The organism is Bacillus sp. AY18-3, from assembly GCF_008042305.1.
In the GTDB taxonomy this organism is placed as follows: domain Bacteria; phylum Bacillota; class Bacilli; order Bacillales; family Bacillaceae_G; genus Bacillus_A; species Bacillus_A wiedmannii.
The window spans coordinates 87,822-106,495 of the sequence record NZ_QKQR01000017.1 but is presented as its reverse complement, the minus strand read 5'-3'; the positions used below and the strand labels follow the sequence as shown (position 1 = coordinate 106,495).

Genomic DNA, 18,674 nt, shown 5'->3' with positions numbered 1-18,674 from the left:
ATCCTCTCCATTAGTCTCTTGCTCTAGCGATAATGTGAATCGGCGTTCCTACAAAACCGAACGCTTCACGTAAACGATTCTTTAAGAAGCGCTCATATGAAAAGTGCATTAATTCTGTATCGTTTACAAATATAACAAATGTTGGTGGTTTTACCGCAACCTGTGTCGCATAGAAGATTTTCAGACGGCTACCATTATGAGTTGGTGTTGGATTCATCGCTACCGCATCCATAATTACATCATTTAACACGTTCGTTTGAATACGGATACTATGGCTTTCATTTACTTCATTAATAACTGGTAATAATGTTTGTGTACGTTTTTTCGTTTTCGCAGATAAGAATACAATCGGTGCGTACTCTAAAAATTGGAAATGAGCACGGATGTTTTCTTCAAATGCTTTCATTGTTTTTTCATCTTTTTTCACTGCATCCCATTTGTTTACGACGATAATAACAGCACGTCCTGAATCATGAGCATATCCAGCAATTTTTTTATCCTGTTCAATAATTCCTTCTTCTCCGTCTAAAACGACTAAAACAACGTCAGAACGTTCAATCGCTCTAAGTGCACGAAGTACACTATACTTTTCTGTGCTTTCGTATACTTTCCCTTTTTTACGCATACCAGCTGTATCGATGATTACATAATCTTGACCATCTTTACTATATGGTGTATCAACAGCATCACGTGTCGTTCCCGCTATATTACTTACAATTACACGTTCTTGACCAAGAAGTGCATTTACAAGTGATGATTTCCCTACATTTGGACGTCCAATTAAAGAGAAACGGATTGTTTCATCATCATACGCTTCTTCTTCAATCTTTGGAAAATGATTTGCAGCTTCATCTAACAAATCACCAAGTCCTAAACCGTGTGTACCTGAAATCGGGAATGGCTCGCCAAATCCTAATGCATAAAAATCATAAATATCACTACGCATTTCTGGATTATCAACCTTATTTACCGCAAGTACAATTGGTTTTTTAGAACGATATAAAATTTTAGCAACTTCTTCATCTGCTGCAGTTACACCATCGCGACCATTCGTCATAAAAATGATAACATCTGCTTCATCAATCGCTACTTCCGCTTGTTGACGAATTTGTGTCAAGAACGGCTCGTCTCCAATATCAATTCCACCTGTATCAATAATGTTAAATTCATGATTTAACCATTCTCCCGCACTATAAATACGGTCTCGCGTTATACCTGGTATATCTTCTACGATTGAAACTCTTTCTCCAACAATTCTATTGAAAATAGTAGATTTTCCTACGTTCGGGCGGCCTACTATTGCTATTACTGGTTTCGGCATATACTTTCATCCTTTCAACTTGCTTCTGTTTATTATGTAAAAAACCCTTCTTTGTGCAAGAAGGGATTTGCATTCCAGAATATTTCTCAGCGTATCAAAACACCTCACATTATACCACACGTTACTAATGTTTCACAATAATATATACATTCTCTTGTAAGCGATGCGCAATACCATCTAAAATTGCCTCTAAATTATTTGCAACAAATTCTAACTCATCTGTCGATTCACAAGTAAACAAAGGGGCACCACCAGCAAATTTCTCCGGCGTTGTTGTAATAACCGCGAGAATTACACTTTCTAACATCATCTTTTATCTCCCCTTCCTTTCAGGGCTTCCGATGACATATGAACAGCACTTTCTAACGTCGGCACATTCCCTATGACACCTATCGCTTTCTCTGCATCTTGATCTTGTGGCAAGACAAAAATCCCAACCCTACCATCTTCTAAATCACGCTTTGCTAGCGGCACAAGCGCCGGCGTACCAGAATCTCTATAAATCCCTAAAGCAACAGAAACATCATGTAAAATAGCTTGTCGTTGTCCTAAGTTTGAGATTGTCACCATCGCATCAATTGTTTTCGGCCTTAAAATAAAGCCCATTCCATATTTCATAATTTCCTCTTGCCTTGCTGGTAATCCAATATTCATAATGTAAATATTATCAATATACAGCCCCGCTCCTTCAAAACGAAGTGGAACATGCTCGATATCAACAAGATCATGTAACCTTCTGCCAGACATTAATTTTTTCGCGATAATAAATGCGATTATAGCCATAATTACTCCAGCAATCCATGAATGGAATCCTATATACGCAAACGTCGTTGCAAACGACGTTAACATCGCCAAATAGTTTCGACTTTCAAAAACTAATGCAATCCCTTCAATATATGTATTTCCACGCGGTACGAGCTCATATCCATCTAATTGTTGAAGGGTATTTCTTTCCATATTACGCACATCACGAAACTGTGTTGCTGCTAATGTAAGAAATGTAATAGCAGAAAAATCTTTTTTCAAAATTGACGGAATCGCAATCGCTCCTAAAGCCGCTGCAATTAACCCCATCGCAACGTGAATAATTTTCCCGTGGAGCCTCGTCGGATATTGACGCGTATCTGTGCGGAGCATTAGCACTCTCGTTACTGTCCCCGCTATTACTCCGCATAAAATGGCCGGTGTATATTCAGTCATGTATTACCCTCGCCTTTCTTTTACGTGATTTCCTCTTGAACTGTTCCATGTATACTGATGCTTTTGCAATCCAAAACAAAATTGCCATGAAAAATGTAGCAACGGCGACGATATCAAAAAATGCTAAACTTCCGTAATCATAAGGGAAATGTAGTTTTCGAAAAATAAGTGTCACTAACAATTCCCCCTGTAACATTCCTATATAAAGAGAACATAATCGTAATATGCGATCCTCATGCAATAAAACCGATGCATACACAAGAGCACCACTTACCAAAAACAACCTGTCCACCACAATCCAAATCGGATCATATACTTCTAACAAATGAAAACTTGTATATAACATTGCAATAATAAGTGCCGAAAGTAAGCTATATAATTTTTTCCAAATAGAATATAGTGCGATTCCGATAAAAGCAACAATACAAAGCAAAATTGCATTTACTGATACCGTGAATGAAGCAATCGTTACATGTAACGGAGAGCAAATAATAAAAATCAATATACAAGCGCTTATCTTCCACCGCATAGAGTCCTTTTTCATAAAAAAAGTTACAACAATCCACCCTATCCAAGCTAAAAAATAAAAAGTACTCCCTTCCATCATTTCACCTCCTATGTTTTCCATTATGGGAACTTTTTATGAAAGTTAATCCACTTTCTTCGCGCATAGTTTTTTCATATAACAGCAACACTTTTAATAAGGAGGTGCTATTCATTATGGGTAAAGATCGTCAAGAACGAAAACTAAGAGAATCACGACGCGTTGAATCTGATCGTGACCAATCACTACAATATCCGGGTGCAACTGGACTGGATACACCAGAGCAAGCCCGAAAACAAAATCAGCACTAATGAACACAAAAAGACGGTTTCGATATTGTACGAAACCGTCTTTTACATAATTATTTTAATGATTTTTACTTATATCAAAATAACATTTAACATCCGAATTCTTCTATGGTTTATTTTTATCTCCACCTATTTTTCCTTTGCGAAATTAAACCCTCCCCAATAATTCAGTAGCAAACTATCTACATTTTCCAGCCTCTTTTTCAGTCGCAACTTGCACAAGATAGTGTTTATATAGGAATAATTTTATTTTGATAGAATATTAATTCCATTCCTCACCTTATATTACTAAAACGAACAAAAAACAAAAAAATCAACCAAACGGTTGATTTTTTTATCTTCTACTATAATGCGTCGTATCAATACCACGCTGCGTTAACCAATGATACGTTTCGCCCTTTACAACAAGAGGTACAGCCTGTAACTCTTCTATCGTCTTTGCACCAAGAGCTGTCATAATAAATTTCAAATCTGTATGTAAAAGATCAATTTCATCCACTAACTTCTCGATACCATCTTGCATTAAAATACGTAAAAAGTATCCAGCAAACGCAGTTGTATTCGCCCCTAATGCGATTGCTTTCGCTACGTCAAGCGCTGTTTGTATACCCCCAGATGCAATAAAAGAGAGGTTATTATTTGTAGAGGTTGCTTCAATAATCGAGGTTGCTGTTTGTATGCCCCAGTTATTAAAATAAGAAAGCATTCGCTGTCTTCTTTCATTTTCAACAGCAGCAAAATTTGTACCACCTTGTCCACCAATATCAATTGCCGTTACACCTATGCTCGCTAGCTGTTGTATTGTTTCCTTACTCATTCCAAATCCAACTTCTTTCACAATGACAGGAACTTTACTATTTAATACAATTTTCTCAATGCGCTGAAGTACACCAGTAAAGTCACGGTCTCCTTCTGGCATCGTTAACTCTTGTATGACATTTAAATGAATTTGCAATGCATTCGCTTCAATCATATCAACGGCACGCTCTGCTTGTTCGATAGTTGCCTCACTACCTAAATTAGCAAAGAAAATACCATTTGGATTTACCTTTCTGATAATCGTATAAGAAGCAGCCTCACTTTCATCTTTTAACGCCGCCATTTGCGACCCTACAGCCATAGCAAGATTATGATGTTTCGCTACATATGCTAATTGCTCATTAATATGTAACGTTTTCTCTCCCCCACCACCAGTCATCGCATTGATAAAAATCGGCGAACTTAGTGAAAGTTCGCCGATTTTTGTTTCACATGTTATTGTGTCATAACTTGAATTTGGCAATCCTTGATGCACAAAATCAATATCATGAAATCCATGCGTACGAGACTGACCAGTAGAAAGAGCGTATTCAATATGATCTAATTTACGTTTTGCCCTTACCACTTGTACCCCTCTTTATTTCTTTAATTTTTTCAGTTGTTCACCAATAATATCACTTAATTGGAAAGTAGCAGAATCAGCATTTGGTTCATACTGACTGTAATCCTCAATTACATTATTTTCCTCAAGCGTTTCTTTTATACTTAAAGAAATACGTTTCTCTGCAACATGGACTTCAAGCACTTTCACTTTTACTTCTTGTCCCATTTCCAATACTTCATTTGGATTTTTCACGTGACGATTTGCAATTTGAGATACATGCACAAGACCTTCAACGCCAGGTAAAATTTCAACGAATGCACCGAATGTAACAAGACGTTTTACTACTCCCTCACGAATATCTCCAGCTTTTATTTCGCCAGCAACATTCTCCCAAGGTCCTGGCTGAGCTGCTTTAATTGATAAAGAAATACGTTGTGTATCAGCATCAACAGATAATACCTTTACCTTTACCTTTTGACCTTGCTCTAATACTTCAGAAGGTTGCTCTACACGTTCGTGTGAAATTTGTGAAATATGAACTAAACCGTCCACACCACCAACGTTAACGAAAGCACCAAAATCCGTTAATCGTTGCACTGTTCCTTCAACAACGTCCCCTTCTTTTAATGAAGAAATCGCTTCTTTTTTCTTAGAATCTAGTTCTAATTCTACTACTGCTTTATGCGAAAGGATTACACGATTTTTTTCGCGGTCTAATTCAACAATTTTCACGGCTAATGTTTTGCCTTTATAGTCAGTAAAATCTTCTACATAATGTACTTCTACAAGTGAAGCTGGGATAAAACCACGAACACCAAGGTCCACAACTAATCCACCATTCACGATATCTTTTACAGTAACATCAAACACATGACCAGAAGTAAATTTATCTTGTAATTCTACCCATGCTTTTTCTGCATCAACAGCACGTTTAGATAAGACAAGATCATCTTCTTCTAATTTAATAATTTTCAATTCTAGTATTTGATCTAATTCTACAACATCGCTTGCTTTTTCAATATGAACGTTAGCTAATTCACTAATTGGAATTACGCCATCTGTTTTGTATCCAACATTTACAAGCACTTGTTTCTCTTCAACTTTCGTTACAGAACCTGTAACAACGTCACCAACTTGTAATTCTTTTGAATCCATAACTTCTTCATTCATTTTCTCTACCATGGAAATACCTCCCTACAGAATTGACAAAGCATTTTTTATGTATATACGAAATGAAAACATATGTTTTCATTTGCATGTTTAAGAATTTATCATCACATACTCAGTTTTCATACATTTCACTAGAAAATATATTAAACCTATATAAATAGTATACAGCAAAATCATCTTGAAGAAAGTATGTTTTGAAATATAATAGCGAATATATTCTGAAAGTTTTATCCTTCTTTTACTAACTTCTTACAAATCCGAGCATTTGTCAAGGAAAGAGACTCACAATTCACGCATCCTTTACATTTCTATATAAACAAAAAAAGAAAGAGGTTATCCCCTTTCTTTATTTCGCAAACACTCCCGAAATAATACTCATAATTTTTTGGACAACTTCTTCAATTGATAAAGAAGTTGTATCTAATTCCAATGCATCATCAGCTTTCTTTAGAGGAGAAACCTCGCGTTCTGAATCTAATTTATCACGCTGAGCAATTTCTTTTTTTAACTGCTCTAAATTAGAATCGAAACCTTTATTTATATTTTCTAAATGTCTTCTTTCTGCTCTTTCTTCAACAGAAGCAAGCATAAAGATCTTCACTTCAGCATCTGGTAACACATGTGTACCAATATCACGGCCATCCATTACAACGCCGCCTTTTTCCGCTAACTCTTGTTGACGACGTACCATTTCTTCACGAACAAGGCGATGTTTCGCCACAATAGATACTCGATTCGTCACCTCAGGTGTACGAATTACTTCAGAAACATCTTGTCCATTTAAAAATACAAGTTGTGTATTTTCTCCTTGCTGAAACTCAATATTTACATTCTTTACAACTTCCATTAACTTCTCTTCATTTTCAATGTCCACTTTTTGTTCAAGGGCTGCATATGTAATCGTACGGTACATTGCGCCTGTATCAATATAAACGTAAGAAAGTTTCTTTGCCACAACTTTTGCAACCGTACTTTTTCCAGCAGCTGCTGGACCATCTATAGCAATTGAAATTCGTTTATCCATTGTAACACCTCATTTTTTCACTTATAAAACAAAACGAAAAGCAGGTATTCTCCTGCTTCTTCTCATTTGCTTCACGTCATTAAATCCTCAATTATTGTAGCATAATCCTTCATAGAAGAAAATGAAAACTACCTATTCACCTGTAAGATTTCTGCTTTGTTTTTTACCATGACACCTTCATAATAAACAATTTTAGATAAATATTTCACTGATGACTTATGTATAAATAACAATTGCACAACAGAAAGACAAATGAATTGTATTACTAATATACGAATAAAAATTTTCTCCATCTTTTTCAATGTAATTGCTCCCTCCTATCCTACATTTACACATTTCGTTTCGTGATTTTATACATCGTATATATAGCAGCTAACTTTATTGTCATTTTCGAGGCATACTTTTATACATTTCCATTGTCGAATTTACTCAAAACATGTTATGTTCTAAATGTATTTTTCAACTTGAAAGGGGTATAAGCATTGAAAAGAATCCTAGTTTTACACACAGGTGGAACAATTGCAATGGAGGAAGATAAAGAAACTGGGGTCGTACAGCCAGGTGAAAAAAATCCTCTTTTAAAATTTATTCCTGATTTAGAAGGCGATGTTGATTTAATCGTTGAAGACGTGTTCCATCTACCATCTCCTCATATGACACCGAGCGAAATGTTACAATTACAAGTCATCATTGATGAAAAAGTAAAACAAGACAACATTCATGGCGTAGTCATTACGCATGGTACGGATACATTAGAAGAAACAGCCTATTTCTTAGATTTAACAGTGCAAGCAACTATTCCAATCGTTGTAACAGGTGCAATGCGTTCTAGTAATGAATTAGGTGCTGATGGTCTATATAACTTCTTATCGGCTGTAAAAGTAGCTAGCTGTAGTGAAGCTGCTGAAAAAGGTGTTTTAGTCGTATTAAACGACGAAATCCATTGCGCTACAAATGTAACGAAAACACATACAAGTAACGTGGCAACATTCCAGAGTCCACAGTATGGACCAATTGGTATGGTAACAAAGCGCGGCGTTGTATTCCATCACGCTTTAGTACACCATGAAACATATTCAGTAAATAAGGTTTCTAAAAACGTAGTTGTTCTAAAAGCATACGCTGGTATGGACGATACATTGTTAGCAGCAATTGAAAACCTTCCAGTAGACGGGATTGTTATTGAAGCACTTGGACAAGGTAATTTACCTCCAAGAACACTTCCTAGTCTAGAACGATTAATCGACAAAGGAATCCCTGTCGTATTAGTTTCTCGCTGTTTCAATGGCATCGTGCAAGATGTATATTCATATGAAGGTGGCGGCAAACAATTAAAAGATATGGGTATTGTATTCACATACGGTTTAAATGCTCAAAAAGCACGTATTAAATTATTAGTTGCATTAGAGAATACAAATTCTCATGAAACAATCCAAAATATGTTTATGCATAATTAAAAAGAAGCTGTCGAAGTTTATTTCGACAGCTTCTTTTTATATTTCCCTTGACGCAATGGTTTGCGCAATCGCATCCCCATGAAATCGACCGTTCTCAATAAATATTTCATTCGCATTATTTCCAGCAGCAATTACACCTGCAATGAAAATATTTTCAGCGTTCGTTTCCATTGTATCCTCTGCATAAATCGGACGTCCTGTTTCTACATCAATCCGAACACCCATCTTCGTTAAGAAACTATGATCAGGATGGTAACCAGTCATCGCAAATACAAAATCATTTTGGATTGTATATGCCTCATCATCGACTGTAAACGTTAATGTATGTTCAGTAATTTCTTTCACGTGAGCCCTGAAATGCATTTGAATTGTGCCGCTTCGTACTAACGCCTCAAACTCCGGCAAAATCCACGGCTTAATGCTTGGTGAATACTCACTTCCGCGATATAAAACCGTTACACGCGCACCGGTTTTAACAAGTTCTAACGCGGCATCTATACTCGAGTTTTTCCCACCTATAACTACTACATCTCGATCAAAATAAGGATGTCCCTCTTTAAAATAGTGAGCTACTTTCTTCAGTTCCTCGCCGGGAACATTCATATAATTTGGATTGTCATAATATCCAGTTGCTACAACAACATATTTCGCTATATATATTTCTGTACTTCCGTCACGCTTTGTTGTCTCAACATGAAAAACTTCTCCATCTTTTTGTACTTTCTCCACTCGCTCAAAAGCATTTACACGTACAGATTTACGCTTTACTACTTCACGATAATACGCAAGCGCTTGATTTCGAACTGGCTTACGATTTTCTGTAATAAAAGCTACATCACCAATTTCTAATTTTTCACTAGAAGAGAAAAATGTTTGATGAGTTGGATAATTATAAATCGCATTTACAATGTTTCCTTTTTCAATTACTAACGGATTTATCCCTACCTGTTGCAACGAAATTGCTGCTGCTAATCCGCACGGACCGCCTCCAATTATGATAGCTGTTTCTTTCTGCATACTCAGCTCACTCCTAGTCTTCTACCAATACGCTATTTATAAAAACAAGAAAAAACCTACTTACAGCAGTAGGCACCTATCTTTATTGTATTCATTTTTCATATATTTGTCATCTAAACGAAACGTACATCCGATAGACATCTGCTAAAAACTGCTGAAATTTAATACCTTGTTTCCCTAATACATTTTCAGGATCAATCTTTCTAGCTGGGTCAAGTGTTTTATGTGATACGATATCTTTCTTCGGATTCAAGCCGAAGTTTTGACATAAATACGCATGATACCACGTAAAACGGGTATACGCTTCCCAAAAGTTAACATCACCGCCATAACAAAGTTCCACTCCAATGGCAGCCTTATTAGCATCATAACCATATAAGTCATTATCTGTCGGCACACCATATCGAACGTGATAGGCAACTTCATTTATAGGAACAATTTCCAATATTGTTTTATCATCTATAAATGTATGTGCCGAAGCTTTCGGTTGTATTTCATTAAAATAATCCCGATTCCCTATCGCATTGCTACCAGGGTTCCCCGTATCATGACTTACAATAAACCTTACTTTAGAAAGAGGAATTCCCGGTCGTGAACTTCCATACCCAATATAGTTACGCTCTATAGGAAACATCGCCATTACTACCAACTCCCGCTTCAGAAGATTACCTTACTTCTTTATATATGTATTCGGTAGCAATGTCCTTATCGCATATTTCTTACGCGAAGAGAAAATCGAAAATATTTGATGTGAACACCATAAATAATAAAATACTTACAGCAACTCCATAAAAACCGTAAAACCAAACACAATCTTCTTTCGTATCTAAACCGAAAAATTTATTTACAGATTGTAATAATGTGCCGCGCTTACTTTGTTTGTTTCTTAATACTTCCACTCGTTCTACAACATCTGCTGGCATCATAAATCTTTGGTCTACTGTCATTTTCATCATTTATCTCTCCTTAAAATCATTTCCATTTTGTTTATCTAAGGAAAGTATAGCACGTTTGTTCGTGTAGAACAAGCGTTCTTTTTTGTTTTTATTTTATTTTTCAACAATCCAAGTAAGAATTGAGATTACAAAAGCGATAATCGGCCCTACTACAACTGCACCAAATATTAAAAACAGTAGTCCTTCTCCGAACATCCGAACGTTACTTGTTTTTCGGGCTTTCATCGTTCTTGAGAGTTCTCCCTCTAACCTCTTAACCTTTTCTTCTAATTGTTCTACTCGTTCCATCATTTCATTTTCCATGTACAACACCTCACACTAATACTTCAACAAAAAAACGTGATTCCCTCGAAAGGAATCACGTTTTCTCACGATATAATATTATACCCAACCTCTGAAGCGACTTGCTTCAGCCATTTTACGAACACCGACCATATACGCAGCTAAGCGCATGTTCACTTTACGAACTTGTGCTGTTTCATAAATAGAATCAAATGATCTTACCATTACTTTTTCTAAACGTTGTTCTACTTCTTCTTCAGTCCAGTAGTAACCTTGGTTATTTTGTACCCACTCAAAGTAAGATACTGTTACACCGCCAGCACTTGCTAATACGTCTGGAACAAGTAAAATTCCGCGATCTGTTAAAATTTTAGTTGCTTCTAATGTTGTTGGTCCATTTGCAGCTTCAACAACGATTTTTGCTTTAATATTATTAGCATTTTCTTCTGTAATTTGGTTCTCAATTGCAGCTGGAACTAAAATGTCGCAATCAAGTTCTAACAATTCTTTGTTTGAAATTGTATTATTAAATAGTTTTGTTACTGTACCGAAGCTATCACGACGGTCTAATAAATAATCAATATCTAATCCGTTTGGATCATGCAATGCACCGTAAGCATCCGAGATTGCAATAACTTTCGCGCCTGCATCATGCATAAATTTAGCTAAGAAGCTACCAGCATTACCGAATCCTTGAACAACAACGCGTGCACCTTTAATATCAATGTCGCGTTTTTTTGCAGCTTCGCGAATACAAATTGTTACACCTTTCGCCGTTGCTGTTTCACGTCCATGCGATCCACCTAATACAAGTGGCTTACCTGTAATAAATCCTGGTGAATTAAATTCATCAATACGACTATATTCATCCATCATCCATGCCATGATTTGAGAGTTTGTGAATACATCTGGAGCTGGAATATCTTTCGTCGGTCCTACGATTTGGCTAATTGCTCGTACATAACCGCGGCTTAATCTTTCTAACTCACGGAATGACATTTCACGTGGGTCACAGATAATTCCACCTTTACCTCCACCGTATGGTAAATCAACAATACCACATTTTAAACTCATCCAGATTGAAAGTGCTTTCACTTCATTTTCTGTTACATTCGGATGGAAGCGAATTCCACCTTTCGTTGGACCAACAGCATCATTATGTTGTGCACGATATCCTGTAAATATTTTAACAGTCCCGTCATCCATACGAACTGGTATTTTCACTGTCATCATACGAATTGGTTCTTTTAATAATTCATATACTTCGTTTGGATAACCCAATTTTTCTAATGCTTCACTAATAACAATTTGTGTCGAATTCAATAGTTCAAAATGTTGTTCCCTTTGTTGTTGTGTTTTTGTTTGAGTTCCCTTTTCGGCTACCATAGTAAGTAAACCCCCTGTAATTTCACTTGTTTAGTAAACCTTCATTGCCTAGTATACACCGTTAAATTTGGAATGCAATAGAAAACGCTAACAAATATATACAAACTATTTCCTGTTGCAAGCGTTTTCACTATCATTATAGTCCTTTTATTGCTTTTAGAAAAGTAAAATACTTAAATATTTAAATATTTTTTATTTTACTTATATATAACAACTTAAGAAGATATTTTTAAGTATAGTAAAGAGCGCCCAAATATTTATGATTCCCGCTATACCATTAATCGTTTTGACATTTTCAGACCAACATTTTAGGTTTCTCCAAATAAAAAACAAAACCTTAGCTTTGTTATATTAGCTAAGGTTTTGTTTTTTCACAAAGTAATTGTGTATTTGTTCAATTGCTTGAGAAGCCATTAATTCTTTACCATACTCCATTAGACGATAAATAGTTGCTGTAGACGGATTACCATATTCCGCTAAAATAGCTATAAAATCTGCCTTCAGTAATTGAACCTGCTCCTCTTCTTCCATCCAAAGATAGAAACGCCCATCCCACGTATATAGTTTTCCGCCAGTTACATCAAGGTTATATAAACGATTCGACAGGTTAATTACGTCATCTAGTGTAGCAAACTCATAAAGTATATGCTCGCTTTCATCTAGAGTCACTTGCATTTCAATAAACTCGTCACGGAACTCATCATCTGTATCCACATCTTGATGTTCTTTCGTTACAATTACGACCATTCCTTGCGCTTGTAGAGAAAATACTTCAACTGCAATTGGACCATCCGCTTCAAACCCTAGTTCCTTATTTGCTTCTTGCATCATATCACGAAATAATTGCTGTACTTTCGGTGCATTTCTCCACAAATCTTCTTTCGTTAATCCTCGTTCAGATAAATCATCAAATGTTAAGAAAATTTTTATCTTATTGTAATTTAATCGTTCCAGCCTCATCTCATACCCTCCCTACGTAACCAATGAATATAATTTTTATTATATGAAATAGAAAATAGATGGTTCTTTTCGAACAACTATTCTAACATTTTTAACCAATCATCCCATTCTTCTTTCGTATCACCAATTAGGCATGTTTGAATGTTCAACTGATCTCGAGCACCTATTTCTCCTATAAACCCAACAGAAAGTTTCTCACTTTTTTCTTGCAACAAATTCATGTCCTTCATCGCGTTCTTAAGTTCTCGTTCCTCATCAAAAGAGACTACTACATATGTAGGTTGCATTTGCTCAACAGCTAACAAAATACCATCTTCCGCTAAGCTTGACCTAATATATATCACCTCATACCCTTTTAAGCGTAAATACGTTGAGAAAACAAATCCTTTCAACATATTATTTTCTAACACGACAACTTTGTGTATAGAAGAAAATGATGATGCATTATGATACACCATTCCTAGACGAGTTTGTAAAAATGATACGACATATTGGAATTGCACCATTGTAACTTCATTATTATTTTTTAACGTTAACAATTTATTTGACACTTGAAGAACAATACTTGCTATGACTTTTTCTGTTGCATAAATACTGAAAGCCTCGTTTAACAATGCAGAAGTTGTAATTTCATCAAATTTTAACAAAGCTTGCAGTAAATCGTCCACTAAAACAACTTCTCTATCGTAATGTATTTCTTTTTGAACATTACTCTGCAAACGATTCCCTTCTAATAATTGAACTGCTTGTCCAATCATCATGCCGGAAGAAACCTTGTCCATTAACCATTTCAAAATTTGAATATGCTCTTCTGTATATAATCGATGCCCCGCATGATTCCGCTTTGGGGCAATAATTTGATATCGTCTTTCCCATGCACGAAGCGTACTCGGCTGAATTCCAATTATATTCGAAACAGCTTTTATGTTATATTTCCCGTTTAGAGTTGGCATCATTTCCCTCCGCATAACGTAATAATATGTGTTTGAGCAGGTGCTCGGAAGCGAAGTGGAATCAACGTTGTTCCATACCCATTACTAACAAAAAGAGTCATATTTGAATGCTTATATACGCCACCTTTTAAATATTTTTTAGATGGGAATAATCGAATCTGTCCTCCATGTGTATGTCCACTTAACACAAGTGAAATTTGTTCTTTTCCAGACATTTTATTTATTATATCAGGGTTATGGCTAATTAATATGCGAAAACCATCTTCTTTGCAATCAGCCAAAGCTAAATCTAAACGATCACGCTTCAAACCAACATCATCTACACCGAGCAAACAAATTTTTTCTCCTAGTTCAGAATCAAATACAACTCTTGTATTATCTAAAACTTTCACATTATTTTCTAATAACAAAGCATCTAATTCATGATATTCAATCTCATAATCATTATTTCCCCACACAAAATATACAGGAGCTATCGCTCTTAACTTTTGTATATTCGCAGAAATTTTCGATAAAGGGACGCCTCTTTCCGCTAAATCACCGCCAATAATTACAAGGTCTACTTTTCCTTTTACTTGTTCAATTAATGAACTTGAAATGACCCTTCTATGAATATCAGAAATAAAAAACACCTTTACTTTTTGAAAACTTTTCGGAAATTCTTCAAAAAGTAAAGTATGTTCTAACACAGTATTACGCATCGCTTCTGTATACATTACAAGAAGAAATATAATACCAATACATATGAGAGCACTTAATAAGATAATCCATATCATATATTTTTCACTCCCTTCCGCATAAAGATAATCCTCAGTTTTTATAGTAGGTATGTTACTAGCTATCCTGTTTTGCGGACTTATCTTTTATCGGAATTTTTATTTCTTGACCTACATTCACTTCATCTTCTTGTAAATCATTATACTTTTTAATCACTTCAATCCCAGTTTCATCTGAAAAATATTGCTTCGCTATACTTTCTAAAGTTTCTCCTTCTTTTACCGTATGCGTTACTACTTTCTCAGATGTTGCCTCAGACTCAGATTTAGCTGAATCAAAGAAAATGACCTCAAACGCACTTTTCCCAGCGTTATTACCATCACTTTTCACCTGAATATATTTATCTGTATACCATAAGATACTAATTGGTAGTAATATGAATAGAAATGTTAAAACTCGGACGAAAATATGATTCATTTTAAACTTTTCTTTTTTCTCTTTATTTCTATGAATTTCACTACGCGGCGGTAAACTTTCTTTTTCTTCCACTCGCTCAACTTCTAATTCCTCTTCGAAATCAGGAATTCGTTTTCTCATGTTGTTCACCACCACCTTCCATTTATTTTCTTAATTGGAGTCCCATTATAAAATCAACAAGAAAGTGTGCAAAGATTGTTATAAACAAATTTCCTGTCCATTCAAACACATAACCAAAGACAAAACTAATGAAACAGACGAAACAAAACAAAAATGGCTTTGTTATATACCGAATATGTAACACTGCAAATACTAAACTCGCTATTACAATTCCAAAGTGCGTCTGCACTACACCTCTAAATAAAAATTCTTCTGCAAAGCCGATAATGAACGTAATAACGAGTAGGTGCATAACTGACATTCCTTGAAACATCTTATCGTTAATACCACCATCATCAAACCAAGACTCTGGAAATACTCGCATTGCAACATAATCTAATAACACAATACCAATCGCCAACAAGCCACCTATTATAAGTATAGACACCGGTTCCCACTTCCACAGACTATACACCGATTTTATATCTCGGAATAATACATATGCTAGTAAACAACCGATACCGATAATAATGAACTGTGTGATATACAGATTCAGCCTTATTTCTTTCGGACTCATATCTTCAATATTATGCCTTTGAATGTTCATCATTCCCCCATCTTTTCTAGACCGAAAAGCTTTTGTAACTCTGTTTCCCAATTATAGTCGAAATCCGATTGTTGCGCTTGTCTTTTTTTATAATCTGTTTTTGTAATACCACAATAGTCACAGCAATTTTTCAACTCGTTCTCTTTTCTATAACCGAACTGTTGTAACAAATATTCACGCCTACATTCTTTCACTTGTATCCACGATTTCATGTTTTCTAGCTCACTATATTTATTACGTAGCCTTATTTCTACTTCAGCTATTAATCTGTTCATAATTTCATCTGACAAGCTCTCTAATTTTAATTTTCGCTGTTGTATGATTCCAAGCTGTTCAAGATGATAGCGAATGAAACGCCAATATTGTTCACTAAATCTTGCTGCATTATAACAAATTTCTTCTACCTCTTCTATTGGTAATTCTTTCGTTTGAAACATTCTTTCTTGTAGTAAAGAGAATAAAAATTGTATTTGCGACTGACTTGGCAATTCATCTTCAATTATCGAAATTGGTAAATCGTGATCTAACGGACTACATAGTAAGATAGCTATACTTGGTTCACCATCTCTTCCAGCTCTTCCGATTTCTTGTAAATAGGAAGCTATATTAGTCGGATAATGAAAATGAATAATATAGCTCGTATTCGACTTATTTACTCCCATACCAAAAGCACTTGTACATATTACAAGCTGCAACTGGTCATTCATAAACTGCTGTTGAATTAACATACGCTCTTCATGTTCCATACCACCATGATAAAAAGCGACACCAGTCACGCCTTTTCCTCTTAAATACTCCGTTAAACGTTCTGTCCACGCTCTGCTTGAACAATATACAATCCCTGGCCCTTGTAAATACATCACCTGGTTCAAAAGCGCTTCTTTCTTCTCTTCTATCGTCTCCACAAATTGTACTTCCATCGCAATATTTGGACGATCAATAGAGTATACATGCTGCGTCACTTTCTTCAAATCTAAACTCTCTGCTATATCTCGGAGTACATCTTTTGTCGCTGTTGCCGTTAATGCTAGCACCGTAGGAGACCCGATATTTTCAATGACTACATTTAGTTTTTTATAGTCTGGCCTAAAATCATAACCCCATTGTGAAATACAATGAGCCTCATCCACAACAAATAATGAAATATGAACTTTCTTCAATTCTCTTATTAACACTTCCGACTGCAACATCTCTGGTGAAACAAAAATAAATTTATATGAAGCTAATTTTTTCATCGCTTCTCTTTTTTCATGTAATGTCCGAAAACTATTAAATGCTATTACTCGGTTTTTCACAACATACTTTAATTGTGTAACTTGATCTTCCATCAAAGATAATAATGGTGATACAACAAGCACGGTTCCTTCTTGCATTAGCCCTGGAAGTTGATAGCACATAGACTTCCCTCTTCCAGTCGGGAGCATTGCTATAACATCTTTTCCTTCTAATAAATCTGTAATTACCCCTTTTTGCCCTGTACGAAATTCAGAATATCCAAACCATCTATATAAATATTCCTCAAGCTTCATTTATACCCTCCATCCGCGCCAATACAAGACGAACTTCAAAATAAGAGATACCCTCTCCAACCGCTTGTTTCAACTCACGCAACTTACGTGTTTGTAATGCCTCAATTACTTTTGTTACTTTATCTATTTTGTCTTTTTCCATAAACATCTCGATTGAAAACTCTTTTTCCCGCAAAGCAATTTCAACAAAATGATCTTCTATCGTTGCAACCTTTAAATTTCTAATTGTCGCTATTTCATCTAAAGAGCGTCCTTGTCTCCAAAAATTATATGTTTTTTTCGTTGATAAACTAAATAATTCAGCTCTCTCATTTGGATAAGAGATAATCTCAGCCAATAGCGGAAATTCATTTTCTTTATCGTGAACTTCTTGTATAAAGAAGTGAATCGTACCCCAAAATAAAAAATACACCCGGAATATATCTTGTTTCGTAATTTCCGCTAATTGCTGCAATGTACAACCGATACGTTCATATCCTGTTAATCTATATGTTACAATCGTCGCTTCTACTACATCACCTTTTCCTAAAAGATTATGTATTTCTTTCCATAATCTTTTAGCCAATTCACTTCGCCTATATGGTATACCTGTTAAAAAGCGTTTTACCCACATCATTATTTCTGTATCTTGTTGAATGGGAATAAATTTCGTATTATTCTGTTGTAAATTAGATATAGTTTGAATAATTAATGATAAACGTTTCCAAAATGTTTCACCTAATTCACCATAGTGTAAACTATGTAGATGCGCGGGAAAAGCATACACTTCCTCCCATGTATGTAACTGCATTTTACCTTTAGGTGTTAACAAATATGTATTTTCATGTATTTCTCGAATCAAATCTGCTTGCAACAACTTTGCAACTTCACGATCATAGTCTGTTCTATTTAACGATTTATATATTCCAAACAAAAATGAAATTCGGAACATGTTTCCATCTTGTAACGTTTGCGAAGATCGTTTTCCTTTTAATAAATAATAAATAGAAGAAACGGTCCTTTCACCATTCAATTGTTTTAAACAATACAATAAAGTATATTGTAGTTGCATTACCGCTTCCACCTTTCAATCTAGCTTAATTACTTTTTAGTATGATTGCACTTACTCATTAAACTTATCATATCGGCACTATGTACTTGTATATAGTATATTGTACCAAACGAAATAACATTTACGTATTTTGAAAATCTTATGACATAATGTAAAAATTAGTTGACACTCTAATTGATAAGGATTATCATTATAATTTTATGTTGAAAAGTTTTAAAAACCGTTTTACAATAAGGTTATAATTTTTATGGCG

General features: G+C 35.2%; 22 protein-coding genes. 2 read left to right on the top strand and 20 right to left on the bottom strand.

All coding sequences use genetic code 11. From position 1 onward, the window contains the following. Positions 1-10 precede the first annotated feature (10 nt). From der to DM800_RS17250, 4 genes are all read right to left on the bottom strand, one after another. Positions 11-1,321: a ribosome biogenesis GTPase Der gene (gene der, locus DM800_RS17265; RefSeq protein ID WP_001125888.1), complete on the bottom strand. Its 1,311-nt coding sequence runs from the start codon at positions 1,319-1,321 to the stop codon at positions 11-13. 124 nt (positions 1,322-1,445) lie between these two features. After that, positions 1,446-1,631, bottom strand: a complete 186-nt coding sequence (locus DM800_RS17260) for a capping complex subunit for YIEGIA (protein ID WP_000979052.1) — start codon at positions 1,629-1,631, stop codon at positions 1,446-1,448. Further along, on the bottom strand, positions 1,628-2,521 hold the full coding sequence (locus DM800_RS17255) for a YIEGIA family protein (protein ID WP_147787255.1): 894 nt from the start codon (positions 2,519-2,521) through the stop codon (positions 1,628-1,630). Before DM800_RS17255 ends, DM800_RS17260 begins: the two co-directional genes overlap by 4 nt. After that, complete coding sequence (locus DM800_RS17250; protein ID WP_147787254.1) at positions 2,514-3,125, bottom strand: YphA family membrane protein; 612 nt, start codon at positions 3,123-3,125, stop codon at positions 2,514-2,516. Before DM800_RS17250 ends, DM800_RS17255 begins: the two co-directional genes overlap by 8 nt. Positions 3,126-3,241: 116 nt before the next feature. On the opposite strand from DM800_RS17250, the gene DM800_RS17245 reads away from it, so the two are divergent. Next, the gene (locus DM800_RS17245) at positions 3,242-3,376 is read left to right on the top strand and encodes a YpzI family protein (protein ID WP_000513900.1); all 135 of its coding nucleotides are present in this window, start codon (positions 3,242-3,244) and stop codon (positions 3,374-3,376) included. Positions 3,377-3,707: 331 nt separating this feature from the next. Here DM800_RS17245 and DM800_RS17240 read toward each other — a convergent pair whose 3' ends face one another. The 4 genes from DM800_RS17240 to DM800_RS29250 all read right to left on the bottom strand — a co-directional run bounded on the left by DM800_RS17240 (position 3,708) and on the right by DM800_RS29250 (position 7,232). Beyond that, positions 3,708-4,757, bottom strand: a complete 1,050-nt coding sequence (locus DM800_RS17240; protein WP_087985539.1) for a type 2 isopentenyl-diphosphate Delta-isomerase — start codon at positions 4,755-4,757, stop codon at positions 3,708-3,710. A 12-nt stretch (positions 4,758-4,769) separates the two neighbouring features. Next, positions 4,770-5,918: a 30S ribosomal protein S1 gene (gene rpsA / locus DM800_RS17235; protein WP_087985538.1), complete on the bottom strand. Its 1,149-nt coding sequence runs from the start codon at positions 5,916-5,918 to the stop codon at positions 4,770-4,772. A 334-nt stretch (positions 5,919-6,252) separates the two neighbouring features. Continuing rightward, the gene (gene cmk, locus DM800_RS17230) at positions 6,253-6,930 is read right to left on the bottom strand and encodes a (d)CMP kinase (protein ID WP_147787253.1); all 678 of its coding nucleotides are present in this window, start codon (positions 6,928-6,930) and stop codon (positions 6,253-6,255) included. Positions 6,931-7,058: 128 nt separating this feature from the next. Continuing rightward, complete coding sequence (locus DM800_RS29250) at positions 7,059-7,232, bottom strand: YpfB family protein (RefSeq protein ID WP_000738047.1); 174 nt, start codon at positions 7,230-7,232, stop codon at positions 7,059-7,061. Between the two features lie 180 nt (positions 7,233-7,412). Here DM800_RS29250 and ansA point away from each other — a divergent pair, with 180 nt between their 5' ends. Then, positions 7,413-8,387, top strand: a complete 975-nt coding sequence (gene ansA, locus DM800_RS17225; protein WP_087985537.1) for an asparaginase — start codon at positions 7,413-7,415, stop codon at positions 8,385-8,387. A gap of 36 nt (positions 8,388-8,423) precedes the next feature. Here ansA and DM800_RS17220 read toward each other — a convergent pair whose 3' ends face one another. From DM800_RS17220 to DM800_RS17165, 12 genes are all read right to left on the bottom strand, one after another. After that, a complete protein-coding gene (locus DM800_RS17220) occupies positions 8,424-9,404 on the bottom strand; it encodes a YpdA family putative bacillithiol disulfide reductase (RefSeq protein ID WP_147787252.1) in 981 nt (326 codons plus the stop codon). A gap of 109 nt (positions 9,405-9,513) precedes the next feature. Then, positions 9,514-10,044 carry a peptidoglycan recognition protein family protein gene (locus DM800_RS17215; protein ID WP_001240648.1) on the bottom strand — a complete coding sequence of 177 codons (531 nt, stop codon included), beginning with the start codon at positions 10,042-10,044 and terminating at the stop codon, positions 9,514-9,516. Between the two features lie 79 nt (positions 10,045-10,123). After that, positions 10,124-10,360 carry a DUF3961 domain-containing protein gene (locus DM800_RS17210; protein ID WP_001983018.1) on the bottom strand — a complete coding sequence of 79 codons (237 nt, stop codon included), beginning with the start codon at positions 10,358-10,360 and terminating at the stop codon, positions 10,124-10,126. A gap of 93 nt (positions 10,361-10,453) precedes the next feature. Further along, the gene (locus DM800_RS17205) at positions 10,454-10,663 is read right to left on the bottom strand and encodes a hypothetical protein (protein ID WP_000426773.1); all 210 of its coding nucleotides are present in this window, start codon (positions 10,661-10,663) and stop codon (positions 10,454-10,456) included. A gap of 78 nt (positions 10,664-10,741) precedes the next feature. Continuing rightward, entirely contained in the window at positions 10,742-12,028 is a 1,287-nt protein-coding gene (gudB, locus tag DM800_RS17200) for an NAD-specific glutamate dehydrogenase (RefSeq protein WP_000225171.1), read from the bottom strand. A gap of 351 nt (positions 12,029-12,379) precedes the next feature. Then, positions 12,380-12,988 carry a genetic competence negative regulator gene (locus tag DM800_RS17195; protein WP_001235391.1) on the bottom strand — a complete coding sequence of 203 codons (609 nt, stop codon included), beginning with the start codon at positions 12,986-12,988 and terminating at the stop codon, positions 12,380-12,382. Positions 12,989-13,065: 77 nt separating this feature from the next. Next, positions 13,066-13,941 carry a MerR family transcriptional regulator gene (locus DM800_RS17190; protein WP_147787251.1) on the bottom strand — a complete coding sequence of 292 codons (876 nt, stop codon included), beginning with the start codon at positions 13,939-13,941 and terminating at the stop codon, positions 13,066-13,068. Beyond that, positions 13,941-14,717, bottom strand: a complete 777-nt coding sequence (locus DM800_RS17185) for a metallophosphoesterase (RefSeq protein ID WP_147787250.1) — start codon at positions 14,715-14,717, stop codon at positions 13,941-13,943. Before DM800_RS17185 ends, DM800_RS17190 begins: the two co-directional genes overlap by 1 nt. Before the next feature lie 58 nt (positions 14,718-14,775). Beyond that, positions 14,776-15,255, bottom strand: coding sequence for a LysM peptidoglycan-binding domain-containing protein (locus tag DM800_RS17180; protein WP_001231546.1), 480 nt, complete (start codon positions 15,253-15,255; stop codon positions 14,776-14,778). A 22-nt stretch (positions 15,256-15,277) separates the two neighbouring features. Beyond that, on the bottom strand, positions 15,278-15,841 hold the full coding sequence (locus tag DM800_RS17175; RefSeq protein ID WP_001025770.1) for a CPBP family intramembrane glutamic endopeptidase: 564 nt from the start codon (positions 15,839-15,841) through the stop codon (positions 15,278-15,280). Beyond that, positions 15,841-17,370: a RecQ family ATP-dependent DNA helicase gene (locus DM800_RS17170; protein WP_147787249.1), complete on the bottom strand. Its 1,530-nt coding sequence runs from the start codon at positions 17,368-17,370 to the stop codon at positions 15,841-15,843. Before DM800_RS17170 ends, DM800_RS17175 begins: the two co-directional genes overlap by 1 nt. Then, the gene (locus DM800_RS17165; protein WP_147787248.1) at positions 17,360-18,421 is read right to left on the bottom strand and encodes a YpbB family protein; all 1,062 of its coding nucleotides are present in this window, start codon (positions 18,419-18,421) and stop codon (positions 17,360-17,362) included. Before DM800_RS17165 ends, DM800_RS17170 begins: the two co-directional genes overlap by 11 nt. Positions 18,422-18,674 lie beyond the last annotated feature (253 nt).

Bases quoted from the DNA above. Each gene is read 5' to 3' on its own strand.
- cmk (WP_147787253.1), bottom strand. From the start codon at position 6,930: ATGGATAAACGAATTTCAATTGCTATAGATGGTCCAGCAGCTGCTGGA.
- DM800_RS17215 (WP_001240648.1), bottom strand. From the start codon at position 10,044: ATGGCGATGTTTCCTATAGAGCGTAACTATATTGGGTATGGAAGTTCA.
- DM800_RS17190 (WP_147787251.1), bottom strand. From the start codon at position 13,941: ATGCCAACTCTAAACGGGAAATATAACATAAAAGCTGTTTCGAATATA.
- DM800_RS17195 (WP_001235391.1), bottom strand. From the start codon at position 12,988: ATGAGGCTGGAACGATTAAATTACAATAAGATAAAAATTTTCTTAACA.
- DM800_RS17250 (WP_147787254.1), bottom strand. From the start codon at position 3,125: ATGGAAGGGAGTACTTTTTATTTTTTAGCTTGGATAGGGTGGATTGTT.
- DM800_RS17260 (WP_000979052.1), bottom strand. From the start codon at position 1,631: ATGATGTTAGAAAGTGTAATTCTCGCGGTTATTACAACAACGCCGGAG.
- gudB (WP_000225171.1), bottom strand. From the start codon at position 12,028: ATGGTAGCCGAAAAGGGAACTCAAACAAAAACACAACAACAAAGGGAA.
- DM800_RS17255 (WP_147787255.1), bottom strand. From the start codon at position 2,521: ATGACTGAATATACACCGGCCATTTTATGCGGAGTAATAGCGGGGACA.
- der (WP_001125888.1), bottom strand. From the start codon at position 1,321: ATGCCGAAACCAGTAATAGCAATAGTAGGCCGCCCGAACGTAGGAAAA.
- DM800_RS17185 (WP_147787250.1), bottom strand. From the start codon at position 14,717: ATGATATGGATTATCTTATTAAGTGCTCTCATATGTATTGGTATTATA.
- DM800_RS17220 (WP_147787252.1), bottom strand. From the start codon at position 9,404: ATGCAGAAAGAAACAGCTATCATAATTGGAGGCGGTCCGTGCGGATTA.
- rpsA (WP_087985538.1), bottom strand. From the start codon at position 5,918: ATGGTAGAGAAAATGAATGAAGAAGTTATGGATTCAAAAGAATTACAA.
- DM800_RS17210 (WP_001983018.1), bottom strand. From the start codon at position 10,360: ATGATGAAAATGACAGTAGACCAAAGATTTATGATGCCAGCAGATGTT.
- DM800_RS17180 (WP_001231546.1), bottom strand. From the start codon at position 15,255: ATGAGAAAACGAATTCCTGATTTCGAAGAGGAATTAGAAGTTGAGCGA.
- DM800_RS17245 (WP_000513900.1), top strand. From the start codon at position 3,242: ATGGGTAAAGATCGTCAAGAACGAAAACTAAGAGAATCACGACGCGTT.
- DM800_RS17165 (WP_147787248.1), bottom strand. From the start codon at position 18,421: ATGCAACTACAATATACTTTATTGTATTGTTTAAAACAATTGAATGGT.
- DM800_RS17170 (WP_147787249.1), bottom strand. From the start codon at position 17,370: ATGAAGCTTGAGGAATATTTATATAGATGGTTTGGATATTCTGAATTT.
- DM800_RS17175 (WP_001025770.1), bottom strand. From the start codon at position 15,841: ATGAACATTCAAAGGCATAATATTGAAGATATGAGTCCGAAAGAAATA.
- DM800_RS17205 (WP_000426773.1), bottom strand. From the start codon at position 10,663: ATGGAAAATGAAATGATGGAACGAGTAGAACAATTAGAAGAAAAGGTT.